Below are 16800 nucleotides of genomic sequence, written 5' to 3' on the forward strand. Positions count from 1 at the left end.
TGGAATTTAGAATAATATAAAAAAATTATGGCATTATATAGGTTGGTTTATTTTTAAATTTTATAATTGATATGGATAGAAATTAAATTACTCTATCCATATTTAAAAGAGAACAACTTTAAACGTTTAATACCCCTGTATCAAAAGCCTCTGCATGAATATTTTTAGCAGGAACCCCTAAATTTTTAAGATCTTTGGCTCGCTCTTGCATAAATTCTGTTGGACCACAGAGATAATATTGAGCATCAGGAATAATCGTCTCTTTGACTGTATTTAAATCTACTCTGCCAATATAATCATATTGTTCATCTTGAGCTTCTGGTTCAGAGTAAAACATAATTCTTTTCATATGATCATTTTTTTGAATGATATCGTTAATTTGATCATACATTGCGAGTGTTTTACTATTACGTGTACCATGAATAAATGAAACTGGCCGTTGAGTTTGATGTTCTGATAAGTAAGTAAGCATAGAAACCATAGGAGTAATACCGACGCCTGCGCTAATTAAAAAAACTGGCTTATCACTTTTTTCATCCAAGAAAAATTCTCCACCAGGAGGTGCCAAATCGATCACATCCCCTTCGTTGTAATTTTTGTGTAAAACATTGGATACGTGACCTGCAGGACTATAGGCATTACCATCTTCACGTTTTACAGAAATACGATAAGCGTCCGCACCTGGTGCATTAGATAATGTATATTGACGAGGTTGTATTAAATCCCATTCTGGAACATAAACCCGAACAGAAATATATTGACCGGGATGAAATTCAGGAACCTTTCCATGATCAACAGGTTTTAAATAAAATGAAGTAATCTGATCTGTTTCAGCTATTTTCTTAACAATTTTAAAGCTTCTCCAACCAGTCCAGGATCCTTCTTGAACAAGATCATTATAAAGCTTTGTTTCCATCTCAATTAATAAATTAGCAAGTTGCTCGTAAGCTTTGCCCCAAGCGTCGATTAATTCGTCTGTTGCTCCTTCCCCTAAAACCTCTTTAATTGAAGCCAGTAAATGTTTTCCAACAATGGGGTAATGTTCTGCACGTATACCTAAACTTACATGTTTATTAGCAATATGAACTAAGGCTCCTTGTAAAACAGTTGGATTATCAATATTTTGTGCATATGCCAATACAGCACCAGCTAACGCATGTTGTTGTTTACCAGCCTCTTGATGACCCCGATTAAATACTTGTTTTAATTCTGGATTTTGAGCAAACATTCTTTCATAAAAATGGGATGTCAACGCAACACCATGTTCAGCCAATACTGGAACTGTGGCTTTTATAATAGATTTTTGGTTTTCCGTGAGCATAAAAACAACCTCTCAACAAACTATAGAAACTAAAATGTAAATAAAGTACATCTTATTGAATATTATAACTATGAAAAGCTTCGAAGCATTCTTTTCCTTTAAAGATATAAAAAATATACATCTTTAAAATTAAAAGTAAACTATTTTGTACATCTTTAAGTATTTTTTTATAAGCCTAATATTTTTTTTGCTTTATAAACAATGACTTCTGTATCATCCAAAGGTCCTGTATTCCAAATTTCAAAACGACCATAAAACAATTTGACTCGTTTTTGCTGCTGCATAGACTGGATAAACAAAGAAATTCTTTTAGATTTTCCTGGTAATGATATGATCATTACAGGAACAGAAGTTGCGACAGCTTCTGAAACCATAGAAACACTATCCATTGTTACCAAGATTAAATCAGCACATGCTAGCAACCCTAAATAAGGGTTCTCACCTATTCCATCCCAAATAAAAGCACCTAATGGAGTTAGTATTGCTTTAAATACATCAATAGCTTGAGGATCTGTGCGTCGCGAAGGCGTCAAAGCAATAGTAACATTCTCTGTTATAATCAACGCTGCTAATTGATTAGCAATCTGCCTCGCTTCATTCAGCCCCAGAGTAAAACGTCCATTATTTCCACCTATTAATACTGAAACCAAAGGTTTTTTATAATTTTTGAAAAAAGGAGCCCATTTATCCTTACTTTCAGCCAAGAGTTGCGGCGAAATATGGTGCAAAGCCGTTCTTGAAATAAGGATATTTTTCCCCTCAAGCCGATCATGAGGGTTTACAATTACCAAATCAAATTTATTAGGCGAGATCCTAGGGTTTTGAATATGTATTGCTGGACGCTCTGAATTGCGAAGCGCTGCATTAATAACCCCACCTACACTGCCTACACTAATTATAATTTCGCTTGGCTCTATATGAAAAGGCTTTACCGACTTTAATGGAAAAGGCCAATATGGTGCTGAAATAAAACTCCAAGGCCCTTTAGGTGTTAAACTGCATAATTGTTTTTGATACCCTGCACGTTCCGCAAAACCAAAAGCTTGAGATTTCATTCCTGCGAAATCTTCTGTTAAAATAGTTGCTTTTGCCATAATCTTTTGACCTTATGGTGACTTATCGAGTTTATTCGTAATTTCATTAATCAGATGCTCTGCGAGCTCTTTCCACTCTTGATCAGCGTCGTGCTTTTTGCGAGATATAGGAAAATTAAGCTGTAAAATTTGATCTAACCCTTTAGCAATTTCATTTATGGTGGGCTCACAAATAAAAACTAGATCCAAATCTTCTTTTTTAAATTGCTCGGCTAAACCGCCTACATTAGTAATTAAAATAGGTTTACCAAATGCCAATGCTGTTGCTGCAATACCGCTTTGGCTTGCTTCTCTATATGGCAAAATAACAACGTCAGCCCATTGCATTAACTCCGCAATCTCTTCCTCTGGCACCCATCTATTTTCAACTGAAACGTTATCTCTTGCATTTAATCGATCTAATAAAGGATTTTGGGGGCCATGACCAACAATACGCAAGCGGTAAGCTTTTGAACTAGATACATGATCCAAAGCTTCTTCTAACAGGTCCAATCCTTTATACAATAACAGACGTCCAAAATTCAGAAGCTTAATTTCTGTTCCAGACACACTTTGTTGACTATTGTTTATTTTATAAGAAAAGGGTGGATGCCACCCCTCTATAATTTGAGACGTTGGTACGTAATCAACAGCAAGTAATTGCTTATAAATATATTTTGAGAAAGTAACAGTTAATCTTGATTTTTTAATCAAGATTTTTTGTAAAAAATGCTGAAATAAATATCCATCCCCAGGATGTGGGTGAACATCATGTACAACAACTACGTACGGAATATGTAACAATCGTAGTGTTATCGCCATAATTAAGTCCATAGGCCCAGGCATGGTACAAATGGCTATATTAATTTTATTTATTTTTATAAATTTAAACAAAGATGCAATTATTAAAGGGGCTTGTAAAATACGACATATATACCCCCAAATAGAAGAATATGTTTTTACAGGTAAATCAACAACCAAATTATTAGCTTTTATAACAATTTCAGCTTGGGTTGATAAAGATAAATATGTGTTAATACCAGGAATTGACGTAACTGCTTTAGAAAATTCAACAGCAGTCTTAGGCCCAGCACCGCGACGTCCCCATTGCCATATCAACATATTAAGAGGTTTTTTCATCCTTTATTAATTACCGCACCTATGGCGGATAACCCCTTTATCAAAGACTGTGAATTAAATTGCTCTTTAGCTCTTTTACATGCAACTTTACCTAATTCAAAACGATAATGCGGATTTAAGACCAAATTTTGTATCGCTTGTGCAGCAATACCACAATCAGGCTCTGCCCAATATGCATTCGAAAACTGATATACACTTCGTGAATCTTGCACAGGGATTAATCTATAATCAACAGGAACTCCACAAGATTCATCAATAAATTCTTCTGTTGCAGACCAATTTGTAGAAATAACAGCTTTACCACACAACATAGCTTCAGCGGGTACCAACCCAAACCCTTCACTGCGATGTAACGATAAAATAATATCAGAATATTTAAATAAAGCTTGATTTTCAACTGCTGATAAAACATGTTTAATAACAACAATATTATCACGATCTTGTATCATATTCATAATTTTTGCCATATCATCATGATAATATTCCGCATAGGTAATTTTTAGTACTAGAGCTATGTTCTTAACATGCTCATATACTTTAAGGAATGCTGAAATTGCTCCAATAGGGTTTTTTCTGGCAAAACTTGATGATAAATTAAAAGAAACTAAAATAATAATTTTGTTTTCTGGCAAACCTAACGCCTGACGACTAATATTTTCTACTGGATATGTAATACGATCAGCAATAGGATGAGGAACCACTCGAATTATTTTATTAAATTGCTTAGCCCATTTCTCCATAGACTTTGCGACAAATTTCGAAGGCACCCAAATTTCATGAACAAACTGAAAGCCCACTATCCAGTCTTTTGGTAATACTTCAAGTTCCCAAGCCCAATAACCAATAATTTTTCGATTTTTAATATATTTTCTGGGTAACGAAAGCAACGCATAGGGAATTTGAGGAGAATTAATATGTAAGATCAATGGAGCATGTAAATATTTTGATAATAATTGAGCAGATTTTTTATATCGTGCCATTGAAAATGAATAAGGTGAAACATCAAGTAAATGAGCGTCAATGTGATGCTTTTTTAAAGCCTGATGCATAACCCGTGCACCTTCTCCAAGCCCAGAAGCACGAGTAACCTCACCACCAATGATAACTGCTGAATCAACTGGTGGGGATGGTGTTATTGACGGAGCTATACACCCCCCAAACCTAGCCAAACCATAGCGGCGACTAGATGGAGGGAACATACGCCATAACTGATGTAATGGCTTAATCAGCAGTCATACTCCGTCTAATAAAAAAAACTATTTATATATAGGAAAACGATTACAAAGTGCAACAACTTTTTTATGCACTTCTTGTTCTATTTTACTGTTATCTCCATCTGAAGCATCAGCCAAAGCGGTAAGTACTTCGTTAATTAATAAGCCAATCTCACGGAATTCAACTTCTCCAAACCCACGAGACGTTCCAGCAGGACTTCCAAGACGAATACCAGAAGTAATAGCAGGTTTTTCTGGATCAAATGGAATAGCGTTTTTATTGGTGGTAATCCCTGCTCTTTCAAGGCTTTCTTCTGCTTGTTTCCCTGTTACTTTTTTAGGACGAAGATCAACTAATAATAAGTGACAATCAGTACCTTCGGTTACAATATCAAAACCACATTCAATTAAAGTTTCAGCTAAAACTTTTGCATTTTTAGCAACAGACTTTTGATATTCTTTGAATTCTGGACGTAATGCTTCACCAAAAGCAACCGCTTTGGCAGCAATGACATGCATTAATGGACCACCTTGCAATCCAGGAAATACAGCTGAATTAATTTTTTTAGCAAGATCAGGATTATTTGTAAGGATAATCCCTCCACGTGGTCCGCGTAAAGTTTTATGAGTTGTACTGGTCACGATATCAGCATAAGGCACTGGATTTGGAAATAATCCTGCAGCCACTAAGCCCGCAAAATGAGCCATATCAACCATCAGATATGCACCAACTTCATCTGCAATTTTGCGGAATCGTTCAAAATCGATGATACGAGGATATGCAGACCCTCCAGAAATAATTAATTTTGGTTTTTCTGCACGTGCAATTGCTTCCATCTCATCGTAATCAAGATATCCATCCTGACGGCGAATACCATATTGCAAAGCATTGAACCATTTCCCAGAGAAATTAGGAGCTGCCCCATGAGTTAAATGCCCACCAGAAGCCAGGTTCATTCCCAATACTTTTTCACCAGGCTTTACGGTCGCCATATAAGCTGCTAAATTTGCATTTGCACCTGAGTGAGGCTGTACGTTAGCATATTCTGCACCAAAAATTTTCTTTAATCGTTCAATAGCAAGTGTTTCTACTTTATCAACTTCGACACATCCACCATAATAACGACGTCCAGAGTACCCTTCAGCATATTTATTGGTTAAAACACTTCCTTGAGCTTCTAAAACTGCTTGAGAGACAAGATTCTCACTAGCGATCAACTCGATACCGTCTTGTTGGCGAACAAGTTCACCATGAATAAACTGGCTTACTTCTGGGTCCGTGCTAGATAAATCAGAATTAAAAAACTGATTATAATTTTTTGTATCGGGCATTAACAAATTCCTGCTATTAAGACTAAAGGGTTTAATTAAATTTCGTCTATCTATATAAATAAATTATATTCTTAATTTTTTAAACATCAAAATTATAAAAAAAAGAATTTTAATCTTTGCTTTTTTTATTTTAAATAAAAGAATTTGATGCCTTCCCCTCTTTAAAGGAAAATATGCATATGGGAAAATTAGGTTTTGTCTCTTTATTCAGAAAGAAAAAAATAGAGTCACCTTCTGCTGATCACAATAGTCTAGCACGCGTTATTGGTATGCCCAGTCTTATTTTCTTTGGAGTTGGTGGAATTGTAGGAACAGGTTTATTCTCTATCACAGGAATTGCAGCTTCTGAACATGCAGGACCAGCGGTAATTTTATCCTTTTTTATTGGTGCAATTGCCTGTGCTTTTATAGGGTTATGTTATAGTGAACTGGCTGGAATGATAACAGTATCAGGCAGCTCCTACAGTTATACCTATATAGCATATGGTGAGATTATTGCCTGGATGGTCGGATGGAATCTGGTATTAGAATATGCCGTTGGCGCAGGTGCCGTAGCCGTCAGTTGGTCCAAATATATGTTATCCCTACTCGAAGGATTTGGTATTCATCCTGATCAACGTTATATAGCATCTCCTTTTGAAACGATTAAGTTGGCTGATGGCACTGTTACGCATGGTATAATAAATCTGCCATCTATGGTTATTGTTATCATTCTTTCATTTGTATTAATGAAAGGTATCAGAGAATCGTTAACGTTAAATAATATAGTTGTGTTTATAAAAATATTCGTTGTAATCGCATTAATTGCGTTTGGTTTGCCATATATTCATGCCAGTAACTTTGTCCCTTTTATCCCAGAAAATGTTGAAAATCAATTTGGCCATTTTGGTTACTCTGGAATTTTACAAGCCGCTGGTATGGTTATTTTTGCTTATATTGGTTTTGACAGTGTCTCTTCGACAGCACAAGAAGTTAAAGACCCTGCAAAAAATATTCCTAAAGCAATTTTAATTATTATTGCAACCTGTGCAATTATTTACGTTTTGTTTGCTTTTGTTATTGTTGGCCTCGTTTACTATAAAGATTTGATTGGGGATGCAGCCCCTGTTGCAACTGCGATTAATCATACGCCATATGTATGGTTACAACCTGTTGTTAAATTCAGTATTTTATTTGGATATATTCCTATCTTGTTCCTTTTACTTATTGGGCAAACGCGTGTGTTTTATTCATTGGCAAGAGATGGCCTTATTCCTACATTTTTTTCAAAAACGCATCCAAAATATAAAACCCCTTGTTATTCCCATATTTTCTTTATGATAATGATTTGTTTTCTATGTGCCTTTTTGCCGATGGATATTTTGGGAAATATGTGTTCCATTGGTGCCTTATTTGCCTTTGTTTTTGTGTGCTCTGGCGTCATCATTTTACGAAGAACTTATAAAGACTATCCAAGAACATTTAAAGCTCCTGGTGGCGATATTATTCCTGCAATTGGAGTTATAACAAGTTTAGTACTCATGTATTCGTTAAATGGATTAACGTGGACTATGATGTCTATTTGGTTAACAATTGGGTTAATCATTTATTTCAGTTATGGATACTGGCATAGCAAGCTAAATAAAAAACTTGAAAATATATAATTATAAAAATTAAAGTTAAAGGATATAATGATGATTGGTAATTTTCCATTAACACGTATGCGTCGTAATCGTTTAAATCAAACAACGCGTCGACTGGTTGCAGAAAACAAACTCAGCATTGATGATTTAATCTGGCCTATTTTTATCGTCGAAGGACAAAATATAGAAACAGAAGTTGCTTCAATGCCAGGCGTAAAACGCGTCTCTGTCGATCGTCTGGGGGCATATATTGAACCTGCTGCAAAATTAAATATTCCTGCACTGGCATTATTTCCTGTTACGTCCAAAGAAAAACGTGATCCAACGGGTTCAGAATCTTATAACCCAAACAATTTAATGTGCTCTGCTGCAAAAGAATTAAAAAAGCAATTTCCTGAAATGCTTTTAATTGGTGACGTTGCTTTAGATCCATATACCAGCCACGGACATGATGGCATTGTAAAAAACGGATATGTCGTCAATGATGAAACCGTAGAAGTCTTAATCAAACAATCTGTTAATCAAGCCCATGCTGGTATCGATATTATTGCACCATCTGATATGATGGATGGTCGTATTGGCTCTATTCGTCAAGCTTTGGATCAAGCAGGATTTATCGACACACAACTTATGTCTTATGCAGCAAAATATGCCAGCGTTTATTATGGACCTTTTAGGGATGCTTTGGAATCTGGTGGCTTATTAAAAGGCGACAAAAAAACGTATCAAATGGATCCAGCCAATCGTGGTGAAGCATTGGCAGAAGTTGAATTAGATATTAAAGAAGGGGCTGATTCCATTATTATTAAACCTGGAATGCCCTATTTGGACATTATTCGCTCTGTGCGTGATAAATTCGATATTCCAATCGTTAGCTACCAAGTATCTGGTGAATATGCCATGTTAATGGGGGCCATTCAAAACGGTTTCTTACAAAGAGAAGGCGCTATTTTAGAAACTTTACTATGCTTTAAACGCGCAGGTGCAAACGCCATTATGACTTATTTTGCATTAGAAGCAGCAAGATTACTAAAGGAATAATGTGATCAGATGCACCTTTACAATTAAAGGTGCATCATAGGACAAGATATAGAAACAAAAGAGTTACTTCGTAAAAAAAATGTATTATTTGCGCTGTAGATCGTATTTCTTCCAAAGAATTCTCACCAGATATAGTTATTAATAAAGGTAGATATGAATTTTATGATATTGGAGCAGATTTTTTAATTATTCATAGTGCGGACGTTATTGATTTATCAATTGAATATTTTAGAAATTACTTTCGGTAAAAAAATATATTGATGATAATTGGAATCCTTTATTGATATCTCTTCTATCCTTTTTTACTTTTTTGATCTTTAAATTTAAATACAGACAGGTTTAGAACATTATCTTATTTGTTCTTAAACGTCCTATTATTAAAAAACCAATATACAATAAAAAGGATAAACAACCTATTACAGCGATAGAATTTGCAGATATCATGATTGATTTCTTAGAGAAATATCAAGCTGGATATCAATTTAAAACTGATTAGTTTTTATTCAATAAATCCTATTTATCTTATGCATAAGGATAATTGCTTTCAACAGGACGCATATCAAACAATAAGATTTCAGCATTATCACCGTGACTAAAAGTCAACTGCCGCTCATGACGGATACGAGCCCCATCACCTGCATTAAACACTAAATCATTGACTATTAAGCTACCTTTTGCGACATGAAGATAAACATAACGGTTTTCTGGAATGGTAAATATTGCTTGTTCTCTAGCATCAAATAAACCTGAGTATATCCTGATATTTTGACGTATATAAAGAGAGTTTTCCTCACCATCAGGTGATATAATTAACTTTAGTTTCCCCCTTTTCTCTTCTGGCGATAAAGAATGCTGTTGATAGTTAGGCTGAGTATTTTCTGTATTAGACATCACCCAAATCTGTAAAGAATGCGTTTTATGAGAGTTTGATGGATTAAACTCGCTATGTGTTATTCCAGACCCTGCACTCATTAATTGGATATCACCTGCTTTGATAACCGATCCATTGCCCATTGAGTCTTTATGTTCCAAGGCACCCTCTAGGATATAAGTAAATATTTCTATATTTTTATGAGGATGTGTTCCAAAACCCTTGGATGCTGCTATTTGATCATCATTAATCACCAAAAGATCAGAAAATCCAATTTGCTCTGGATCCCAATAATGCGCAAAAGAAAAGCTAAACCTTGCTTTTAACCAACCATGGTCAGCCGAACCACGCTCGTGAGATAGTCTTTGTTCAATCATCATATTTCCATAATGTTATTGATATAATACACTATATATAACCATACGAAGTGACCGAATATAAGAGAATATCTGGTTAAAACTGTTTAAACCTATTCATACATAATCATTCCATAAAACGGCTTATGACAATAGCTGTAATAGTTTTCTCTTATCAGGCTTACCAATGACAGTTATCGGAATCTCGTTGATAATAATTATCTTTTTAGGCATTTGATAACGAGCAACCTTTGTTTTTAAGCAAATATATAATGCTTCTTTAGATAAATTTTTATCTGTTTCCAACACAACAAAAGCAATCAATCTTTGACCAAATTCAATATCAGGAACGACTAGAACAACAGCCTCTATAATAAAAGGATGTGCCAGCAAAGTTTGTTCTAAGCTAAACGGATATACATTTTCGCCACCCGAAACAATCATGTCATCTACACGCCCCTGTAAATAATAATACCCATTTATATCCTTAGAAACCAAATCCCCCATTACTATCCATGTTGTTCTTTGTATTGACCAAGCACATTGTATATAAAGCTCGCCTACACCATCCCTGATAACTTGTCCATCCTTTACAATCTTAGCTTTTAATCCAGGAATTGGTTTGCCTATTGTTTTTGGAAATTGCAACAAATCAGTCGGCCTAGCAATCATACAAACCCCTGCCTCTGACGTGCCGTATAAATTAAATAAAATGTTTCCCAATATCCTCAACGTTTCGGTAACCAAAGATTCTGCAATGGCTGCACCACCAGTGATAATACATTGCAAAGAACGTAGCTTACGATCATCATGCCTCAGCATTCTGTTCAACATTAAAGGAACCAAAGTCACGACTTGTATTTGATGTTTTTCAATTAAATCACAAGCTTCATGGACTATAAATTTCTTTTTTAAATAACCCGTTGCGCCTAATATGACCGTCATACATAATGTTGCCATGCCAAATCCATGATAAATAGGCGTTGCAATATAAATAGTTCGATAACGATATAAATTTAATTGGGTGAGCAACTGATAAAAAGGGACTAAAAAATTACCCACTTTAGAAGATCGTTCAGCACTTTTAAACGCTCCCGTAGAACCGCTGGTCAATACAATGATCTTTGAAAAATGTGTTCTTTTTCTTTGAGTATTCGGAGGATAGATTTTTTCTTTTAATAAAGACTTAATCGATATTAAAGTGTCATGATCCATAAAAATGCTTTTTTCTAAAGGAACATATTCTATTTCAAAATCATGTATAACCCACTGAAACTGATGCTTTTCATGTAAACGTTGAAATTGTGCAGACGATATTTCTGCGTTTAATAAATAAATATCCGCTCCTAATACAGATAAAGCGAATAAACTGTGAATTAAATGTAAATGATTATAAGCAATGATTGCTATTTTTTGGTGTTTTTGAATAGTATAATGACAGTAAAATTGATCCGCCAAATGCTGAGATTTTAAATATAAATCGTGATAACTAATATGCGTAGTGTCATCTTGAAAAGCTATTCTATCGGGAAATAATTTCTGCGCAATATAAAGAAGCGCCATTAAATTCATACCAACAGTTGGAATGCTTTTAATCAAATACCAGATGCCTTTCAACGTCAGCAATTTGATTTGATAAAGTGCTTTAATCCCTTCCATTACTTTTATTCTTTAAATAAGATTGCATTAATTTTACCCATGATCTTGCAAAAAGAATGGACAAGAGCTGACCTGATAACGTCCACCAAGGTTTATAAGATGCTTTTTGATCAATTATGAGCTGACAAATATGATCAGCAGCCTGTTCTCGAGACATTGTCGGGGCATACTGATATGCCTGCGTTGGCTCTATCATCCGCGTTTTTACCAATGGTAAATAAGCAGTAGAAACAGTTACGCCCTTTATTAACAACTCTGCCTCGGCACAACGCAACCATTGATCAAAAGCAGCTTTAGAGGCTTGATATGCTGCCCAATAAGCAGTAGGAGCCAATAATACATTTACCGCAGAAACATTAATAAAATGCCCTTTATTGTTAATTAGTTGCGGTATTAAAGCCAAACATAACTTGACTGGTGCAAAATAATTTAGCTGCATTGTTCGTTGAAAATCATGAAAACGATCTAATGATTTCATCGTAGAACGACAAATAGATTTTCCTGCATTATTAATCACAATATCAACAGTGTATTTCTGCAAATAAAGTATAAATTGGTCAAGTTGTAATTCATCGGATAAATCAGCAGAAAACAGATGAATTGTTGCAGGTTTATTCTGTAATTCTTGCTGAATCTGTTGGAGCTTTTCTTTTGTCCTTGCCACGAGAATAAGATGACAGTCAATCTCAGACAATTGGCAACAAAGCTGTTCTCCAATTCCGAAACTCCCACCCGTAATAACAATGGTTTTCTTTTGTAGCTTATCAGCTAGTAAGGCTTTATTTATTTTAACCCGTGGAAATAAAACGCTCTCTATTATGCTTATCAACTTATTTATATCCATAAATAAAATAATTCAAAGCTACATAATTAGAATCAAGCATACAAAACAAAATATATCTTATTTTCTATACTTGATTTATTAGACAGATTATCCTCTTAACCAATTTGGTGATTTTTTACCAACACCTGCACGATTACCAACAAAATCTTTTAAATCTTCGAAATTCCGTTTACGGCTTTTCTCTGAAATTGTTAATCCTTCTTCAGCAGAGAAAATTGTTACAATTTTTGGTTTACCTTTACCAAGTTTTTGTAAAATAACGCCAGCACCTTTCTTTAACTCTGGAATTTGATCCAGTGGGAAAATAAGAAATTTACCTATCGTATTGGCAATTGCAACATAATCCCCGTTTATATACAAACAATAAATTGCTTTTTCATCATCTTTAAGATTTAAAATTTGCTTACCAATTTTACGATCCGTAGAGAGATTATTTCCCTCGGTAACAAATCCACGTCCACCATCAGACACTAATAAATATTTGCCGTTATCTTCTAAAACAAACAGAGCTAAAATCGTTGCATCGTTGGACAAATCTACTAATAACCGAATGGGTTGCCCATCCCCACGACCTCTGGGCAAATCAGAAACTTTAATATTGAAACTTTTACCATCACTGCCAAAGACACACAGGCGATCGTTACTTTGACATTCCAAAGACATTTGTAACTGATCCCCTTCTTTAAACTTTTGTAAAGATAAATCAAGGCCATGCCCTTTTAACGCCTTAATCCATCCTTTTTGGGATAAAATTACCGTTAATGGTTCTCTTTCAACTTCTTCTAATACCTCAACCACATCAACTGCCTTGGGAGCTCCAGATATTAAAGTACGACGTTGTCCCAAGGGACCCGTTCCAAATTGCTTATTACCTTCTTTTAACTCTTGTGAAATTTTCTTCCAACATAAAGATTCATCATTTAACAGAATATTCAGTGCTTCTCTTTCAGCTGAAAGCTGATCATATTCATGACGAATGGCATCTTCCTCTAAACGACGCAAACTGCGTAAACGCATATTTAAAATCGATTCAGATTGTAAATCAGTCAGTTTAAAAGTCTGCATCAAAACGGTCTTAACTTCGTCTTCTTCACGAATGATACGAATTACCTCATCTAAATTAAGATAAACCGCTAATAATCCTTGTAATATCTCTAAACGACGTTCTAATGCGCTAAGGCGATGCTGGCTACGACGTACTAACACAATGTATCGATGATCCAGCCAAGCACGTAAAATATCTTTTAAACCCATTACTTTGGGAACAGCCTTGGAATCTAGAACGTTCATATTATAAGAAAAACGTCCTTCTAAAGCTGTCGCTTTAAATAATGATTCCATTAATACTTCTGGTTCAATCGTGCGATTTTTGGGTTCAATTACCAACCTCACTTCATCCGTGCTTTCATCGCGAATATCAGCCAGTAAATTCAGTTTTTTTTGCTCCATTAACGAAGCAATTTGCTCAATTAATTTAGATTTTTGAACTTGATAAGGGATTTCAGTAACAACCACTTGCCATGTTCCAAAACGCCCTTGCTCAACCTCCCAACGCGCTCTAAGGCGCAGTGATCCTCGCCCAACTTCATAGGTCTGAAGAATAATATCCTGATTTTCTACAATTATTCCACCTGTAGGGAAGTCAGGACCTTGCACAAATTGCAATAAGTCTTTGGTTGAAGCATCAGGCTTTTTAATTAAATGCATTGCAGCAGCGTAAAGCTCACCTGCGTTATGGGGGGGAATATTGGTTGCCATTCCTACAGCTATTCCGCTGGAACCATTAGCTAATAAATTAGGAAATGCCCCAGGGAGTACAATCGGCTCTTCTTCTTCACCATCATAGGTATCACGGAAATCAACAGCGTTTTCATCAATCCCTTCAAGCAATGCCTGAGCAATCATCGTCATCCGAGATTCAGTATAACGCATTGCAGCTGCGTTATCACCGTCAATAGAGCCAAAATTTCCTTGCCCTTCGACCAAAGGATATCTGACAGCAAATTCTTGAGCCAAACGCACCAATGCTTCATAAACAGAAGCATCTCCATGAGGATGATATTTACCAATAACATCCCCAACAATACGAGCACATTTTTTAAATCCCGATTTTGGATCCAACTTTAGTTGCCGCATCGCGAAAACTAAACGACGATGAACAGGCTTTAATCCATCCCTTACATCTGGTAAAGACCTAGACATAATCGTTGATAACGCATAAGCCAAATAGCGTTCGCTTAATGCCGTTGCCAATGGGGTTTCTTTAATCAAGCCTTCGTTTTCAATCGTCATTACCCAAGCTCTTATTCTTAAATGATAAAAATAGTTTCTTTATAGTTAAAATGTTAACCATAAAGTTTTTCAAGTAGTTATGTGTTTATTATAAATTTGATATTTTTAATAGTGAGTAATCATACAAACAATCTGCAATATATTCGACAAGGATTAAAATGAAAGATAAGTTTGAACAAATAACCTTTTTGGATGGTCTTATCAATCATGAATTTATATGTAAAATTAATTAGAATTAATATTATCGATAATATTTATTTTTCCACAAAACTGACAAGTTTATTTTATCTAATTTGTTTAGAGAGCATATAAAAATATCAAAGTAAAAATTATATTTCTTCGACTGCTTCCTCTAATTTTTATATTTCAAGCTCATGTTTTTTTCTTGAAGATACAATTTTACTCCAAAAAATAAATATGTTTAATAATTCATTATTGAATACACAAACCCATTAAGAAGAAACAATCTTTAATCCATCATATGCAACATCAACCCCTTGAGGAAGGTTATTTCTAAGCCATGTCCAATCCATATCAGGCCCCATATGGGTTAAAATCGTCCGTTCTGGGTTAATTTTTTCACGCCATTCTAAAACTTTATCTACCCACGCATGAGCGGGATGAGGCTCTCGTTGAAAACATCCAACAATCCACGTTTCAACCCCATCTAAAATATCAATACCATCTTGATAGATATCCATTACATCTGTACAATACGCTACAGAGCCACAACGGATTCCAAGTGTTTTCCCAAAACCATGACATTGTTCGAATGTCTGAATCTTTTCCTCTGCCACGATGAACACATCACCATATTCAACAATATTTACATCTAAAGCTGGACGAAAAAAATGCGGGGCTGTTGTCCAAGGTTTAAATGCATAAGCAAAGCGATTTTCAAGTTCTTGCAATGTTTCAGAGGTCGCATAAATTGGGATAGGTTTGCCAATCATACGATTGATTGAACGTAACTCATCCAATCCCGCAATATGATCCGCGTGCGCATGTGTATAAATAACCGCATCTAACTTACTGATTTGTTCACGTAATAACTGTTCTCGAATATCAGGACCTGTATCAATAATAATCCGCTTAGCAAGATTTGTTTCAATCACTATCGAAGAACGAGTGCGACGATTTTTCGTTTCCAAAGGATCGCAAGCTCCCCAGTCTCCTTTACCATCTTCCCCACCAACCATTGGCACACCACCTGAACCGCTGCACCCTAAAAAGGTTACTTTCATTCTTATTTTGCTTTCGTAAATAAATGATGAAAATTAGTGGTTGTTTGATCGACAAAATCGGGCTCGGACATACCTACTAATTCTGCAACATATTTTGCCGTATGCGCAACAAAAGCAGGCTCATTACGTTTTCCTCTATATGGAACAGGCGCTAAATAAGGTGAATCTGTTTCAACTAATAAACGATGTATTGGCAGTTGAACGATTATATCTCGTAATTCTTGAGCTTTCTTGAACGTCGCAATTCCAGAAATACTGATATATCCCCCCAGCTCTATTGCTGTTTGGGCCAAAGCAAGGCTAGACGTGAAACAATGAATCAGAAATGGAAAACTGCCATTATTCTTAGTTTCTTCTTGTAAAATTCTGGCAATATCATCATCAGCTTCACGAGCATGAATACATACGGGTAATTGCGTTTTTTGTGCTGCTTGTATATGTGCTCTGAAAAATTCTTGCTGCTTGATAAATATACTTGGTTCACCATAAAAATAATCAAGCCCAGTTTCACCAATACCAATAACTTGCGGGTGATCTGTTAAGGCTGCAATTTCATCAGCAGTAGCAAAAACTTCATCTTTGACATACTCAGGATGCGTTCCAACAGTACACCATAATTTTAAATCAGGCCTAGCAAAACTTGTAATACGCTTTTGCACATCAGCTTTGGATATGCGTGTTCCAATAGTTACCACCTCTCCTAATTTTGCCTCCTCTGCATGATCTAACAGAGTTGCAATTTCTTCATCTGAAAAAAAATCAAGGTGGCAATGGGAATCAACTAAACGCAT

Annotated in this window: 13 protein-coding genes; 2 read left to right on the forward strand and 11 right to left on the reverse strand. The window is 35.4% G+C overall.

Going from position 1 to position 16800, the window contains the following annotated elements:
• Positions 1 to 118: 118 nt before the first annotated feature.
• The 5 genes from hmpA to glyA all read right to left on the reverse strand — a co-directional run bounded on the left by hmpA (position 119) and on the right by glyA (position 6080).
• Positions 119 to 1321 carry an NO-inducible flavohemoprotein gene (gene hmpA / locus QMN76_RS02110; protein WP_034336869.1) on the reverse strand — a complete coding sequence of 401 codons (1203 nt, stop codon included), beginning with the start codon at positions 1319 to 1321 and terminating at the stop codon, positions 119 to 121.
• A 167-nt stretch (positions 1322 to 1488) separates the two neighbouring features.
• Complete coding sequence (locus QMN76_RS02115; protein WP_282022976.1) at positions 1489 to 2415, reverse strand: mitochondrial fission ELM1 family protein; 927 nt, start codon at positions 2413 to 2415, stop codon at positions 1489 to 1491.
• A 12-nt stretch (positions 2416 to 2427) separates the two neighbouring features.
• Positions 2428 to 3534, reverse strand: coding sequence for a glycosyltransferase (locus QMN76_RS02120; protein WP_034336864.1), 1107 nt, complete (start codon positions 3532 to 3534; stop codon positions 2428 to 2430).
• On the reverse strand, positions 3531 to 4733 hold the full coding sequence (locus QMN76_RS02125) for a glycosyltransferase family 4 protein (protein WP_282022975.1): 1203 nt from the start codon (positions 4731 to 4733) through the stop codon (positions 3531 to 3533). Before QMN76_RS02125 ends, QMN76_RS02120 begins: the two co-directional genes overlap by 4 nt.
• 57 nt (positions 4734 to 4790) lie before the next feature.
• Positions 4791 to 6080: a serine hydroxymethyltransferase gene (gene glyA, locus QMN76_RS02130; RefSeq protein WP_282065665.1), complete on the reverse strand. Its 1290-nt coding sequence runs from the start codon at positions 6078 to 6080 to the stop codon at positions 4791 to 4793.
• A 179-nt stretch (positions 6081 to 6259) separates the two neighbouring features.
• Here glyA and QMN76_RS02135 point away from each other — a divergent pair, with 179 nt between their 5' ends.
• Together QMN76_RS02135 and hemB are read left to right on the forward strand one after the other, a co-directional pair.
• A complete protein-coding gene (locus tag QMN76_RS02135; RefSeq protein ID WP_282022973.1) occupies positions 6260 to 7723 on the forward strand; it encodes an amino acid permease in 1464 nt (487 codons plus the stop codon).
• 27 nt (positions 7724 to 7750) lie between these two features.
• Positions 7751 to 8743, forward strand: coding sequence for a porphobilinogen synthase (gene hemB / locus QMN76_RS02140; RefSeq protein ID WP_034336854.1), 993 nt, complete (start codon positions 7751 to 7753; stop codon positions 8741 to 8743).
• Positions 8744 to 9265: 522 nt separating this feature from the next.
• On the opposite strand, the gene QMN76_RS02145 is transcribed toward hemB, so the two are convergent.
• The 6 genes from QMN76_RS02145 to QMN76_RS02170 all read right to left on the reverse strand — a co-directional run bounded on the left by QMN76_RS02145 (position 9266) and on the right by QMN76_RS02170 (position 16800).
• Positions 9266 to 9994, reverse strand: a complete 729-nt coding sequence (locus QMN76_RS02145; protein WP_282022972.1) for a pirin family protein — start codon at positions 9992 to 9994, stop codon at positions 9266 to 9268.
• Positions 9995 to 10114: 120 nt separating this feature from the next.
• Positions 10115 to 11629: an AMP-binding protein gene (locus QMN76_RS02150; protein ID WP_282022971.1), complete on the reverse strand. Its 1515-nt coding sequence runs from the start codon at positions 11627 to 11629 to the stop codon at positions 10115 to 10117.
• Positions 11616 to 12458, reverse strand: coding sequence for an SDR family NAD(P)-dependent oxidoreductase (locus tag QMN76_RS02155; RefSeq protein ID WP_282022970.1), 843 nt, complete (start codon positions 12456 to 12458; stop codon positions 11616 to 11618). Before QMN76_RS02155 ends, QMN76_RS02150 begins: the two co-directional genes overlap by 14 nt.
• A gap of 102 nt (positions 12459 to 12560) precedes the next feature.
• A complete protein-coding gene (parC, locus tag QMN76_RS02160) occupies positions 12561 to 14765 on the reverse strand; it encodes a DNA topoisomerase IV subunit A (protein WP_282022969.1) in 2205 nt (734 codons plus the stop codon).
• A gap of 452 nt (positions 14766 to 15217) precedes the next feature.
• A complete protein-coding gene (locus QMN76_RS02165) occupies positions 15218 to 16009 on the reverse strand; it encodes an MBL fold metallo-hydrolase (RefSeq protein ID WP_282022968.1) in 792 nt (263 codons plus the stop codon).
• A gap of 2 nt (positions 16010 to 16011) precedes the next feature.
• The gene (locus QMN76_RS02170; protein ID WP_282022967.1) at positions 16012 to 16800 is read right to left on the reverse strand and encodes a TatD family hydrolase; all 789 of its coding nucleotides are present in this window, start codon (positions 16798 to 16800) and stop codon (positions 16012 to 16014) included.

Origin of the sequence: Commensalibacter papalotli (ex Botero et al. 2024), assembly GCF_947179115.1 — a bacterium.
GTDB classification, from domain to species: domain Bacteria; phylum Pseudomonadota; class Alphaproteobacteria; order Acetobacterales; family Acetobacteraceae; genus Commensalibacter; species Commensalibacter papalotli.

Bases quoted from the DNA above. Each gene is read 5' to 3' on its own strand.
- QMN76_RS02145 (WP_282022972.1), bottom strand. From the start codon at position 9,994: ATGATGATTGAACAAAGACTATCTCACGAGCGTGGTTCGGCTGACCAT.
- QMN76_RS02115 (WP_282022976.1), bottom strand. From the start codon at position 2,415: ATGGCAAAAGCAACTATTTTAACAGAAGATTTCGCAGGAATGAAATCT.
- QMN76_RS02165 (WP_282022968.1), bottom strand. From the start codon at position 16,009: ATGAAAGTAACCTTTTTAGGGTGCAGCGGTTCAGGTGGTGTGCCAATG.
- hemB (WP_034336854.1), top strand. From the start codon at position 7,751: ATGATGATTGGTAATTTTCCATTAACACGTATGCGTCGTAATCGTTTA.
- QMN76_RS02125 (WP_282022975.1), bottom strand. From the start codon at position 4,733: ATGTTCCCTCCATCTAGTCGCCGCTATGGTTTGGCTAGGTTTGGGGGG.
- QMN76_RS02120 (WP_034336864.1), bottom strand. From the start codon at position 3,534: ATGAAAAAACCTCTTAATATGTTGATATGGCAATGGGGACGTCGCGGT.
- parC (WP_282022969.1), bottom strand. From the start codon at position 14,765: ATGACGATTGAAAACGAAGGCTTGATTAAAGAAACCCCATTGGCAACG.
- QMN76_RS02170 (WP_282022967.1), bottom strand. From the start codon at position 16,800: ATGCGTTTAGTTGATTCCCATTGCCACCTTGATTTTTTTTCAGATGAA.
- glyA (WP_282065665.1), bottom strand. From the start codon at position 6,080: ATGCCCGATACAAAAAATTATAATCAGTTTTTTAATTCTGATTTATCT.
- hmpA (WP_034336869.1), bottom strand. From the start codon at position 1,321: ATGCTCACGGAAAACCAAAAATCTATTATAAAAGCCACAGTTCCAGTA.
- QMN76_RS02150 (WP_282022971.1), bottom strand. From the start codon at position 11,629: ATGGAAGGGATTAAAGCACTTTATCAAATCAAATTGCTGACGTTGAAA.
- QMN76_RS02135 (WP_282022973.1), top strand. From the start codon at position 6,260: ATGGGAAAATTAGGTTTTGTCTCTTTATTCAGAAAGAAAAAAATAGAG.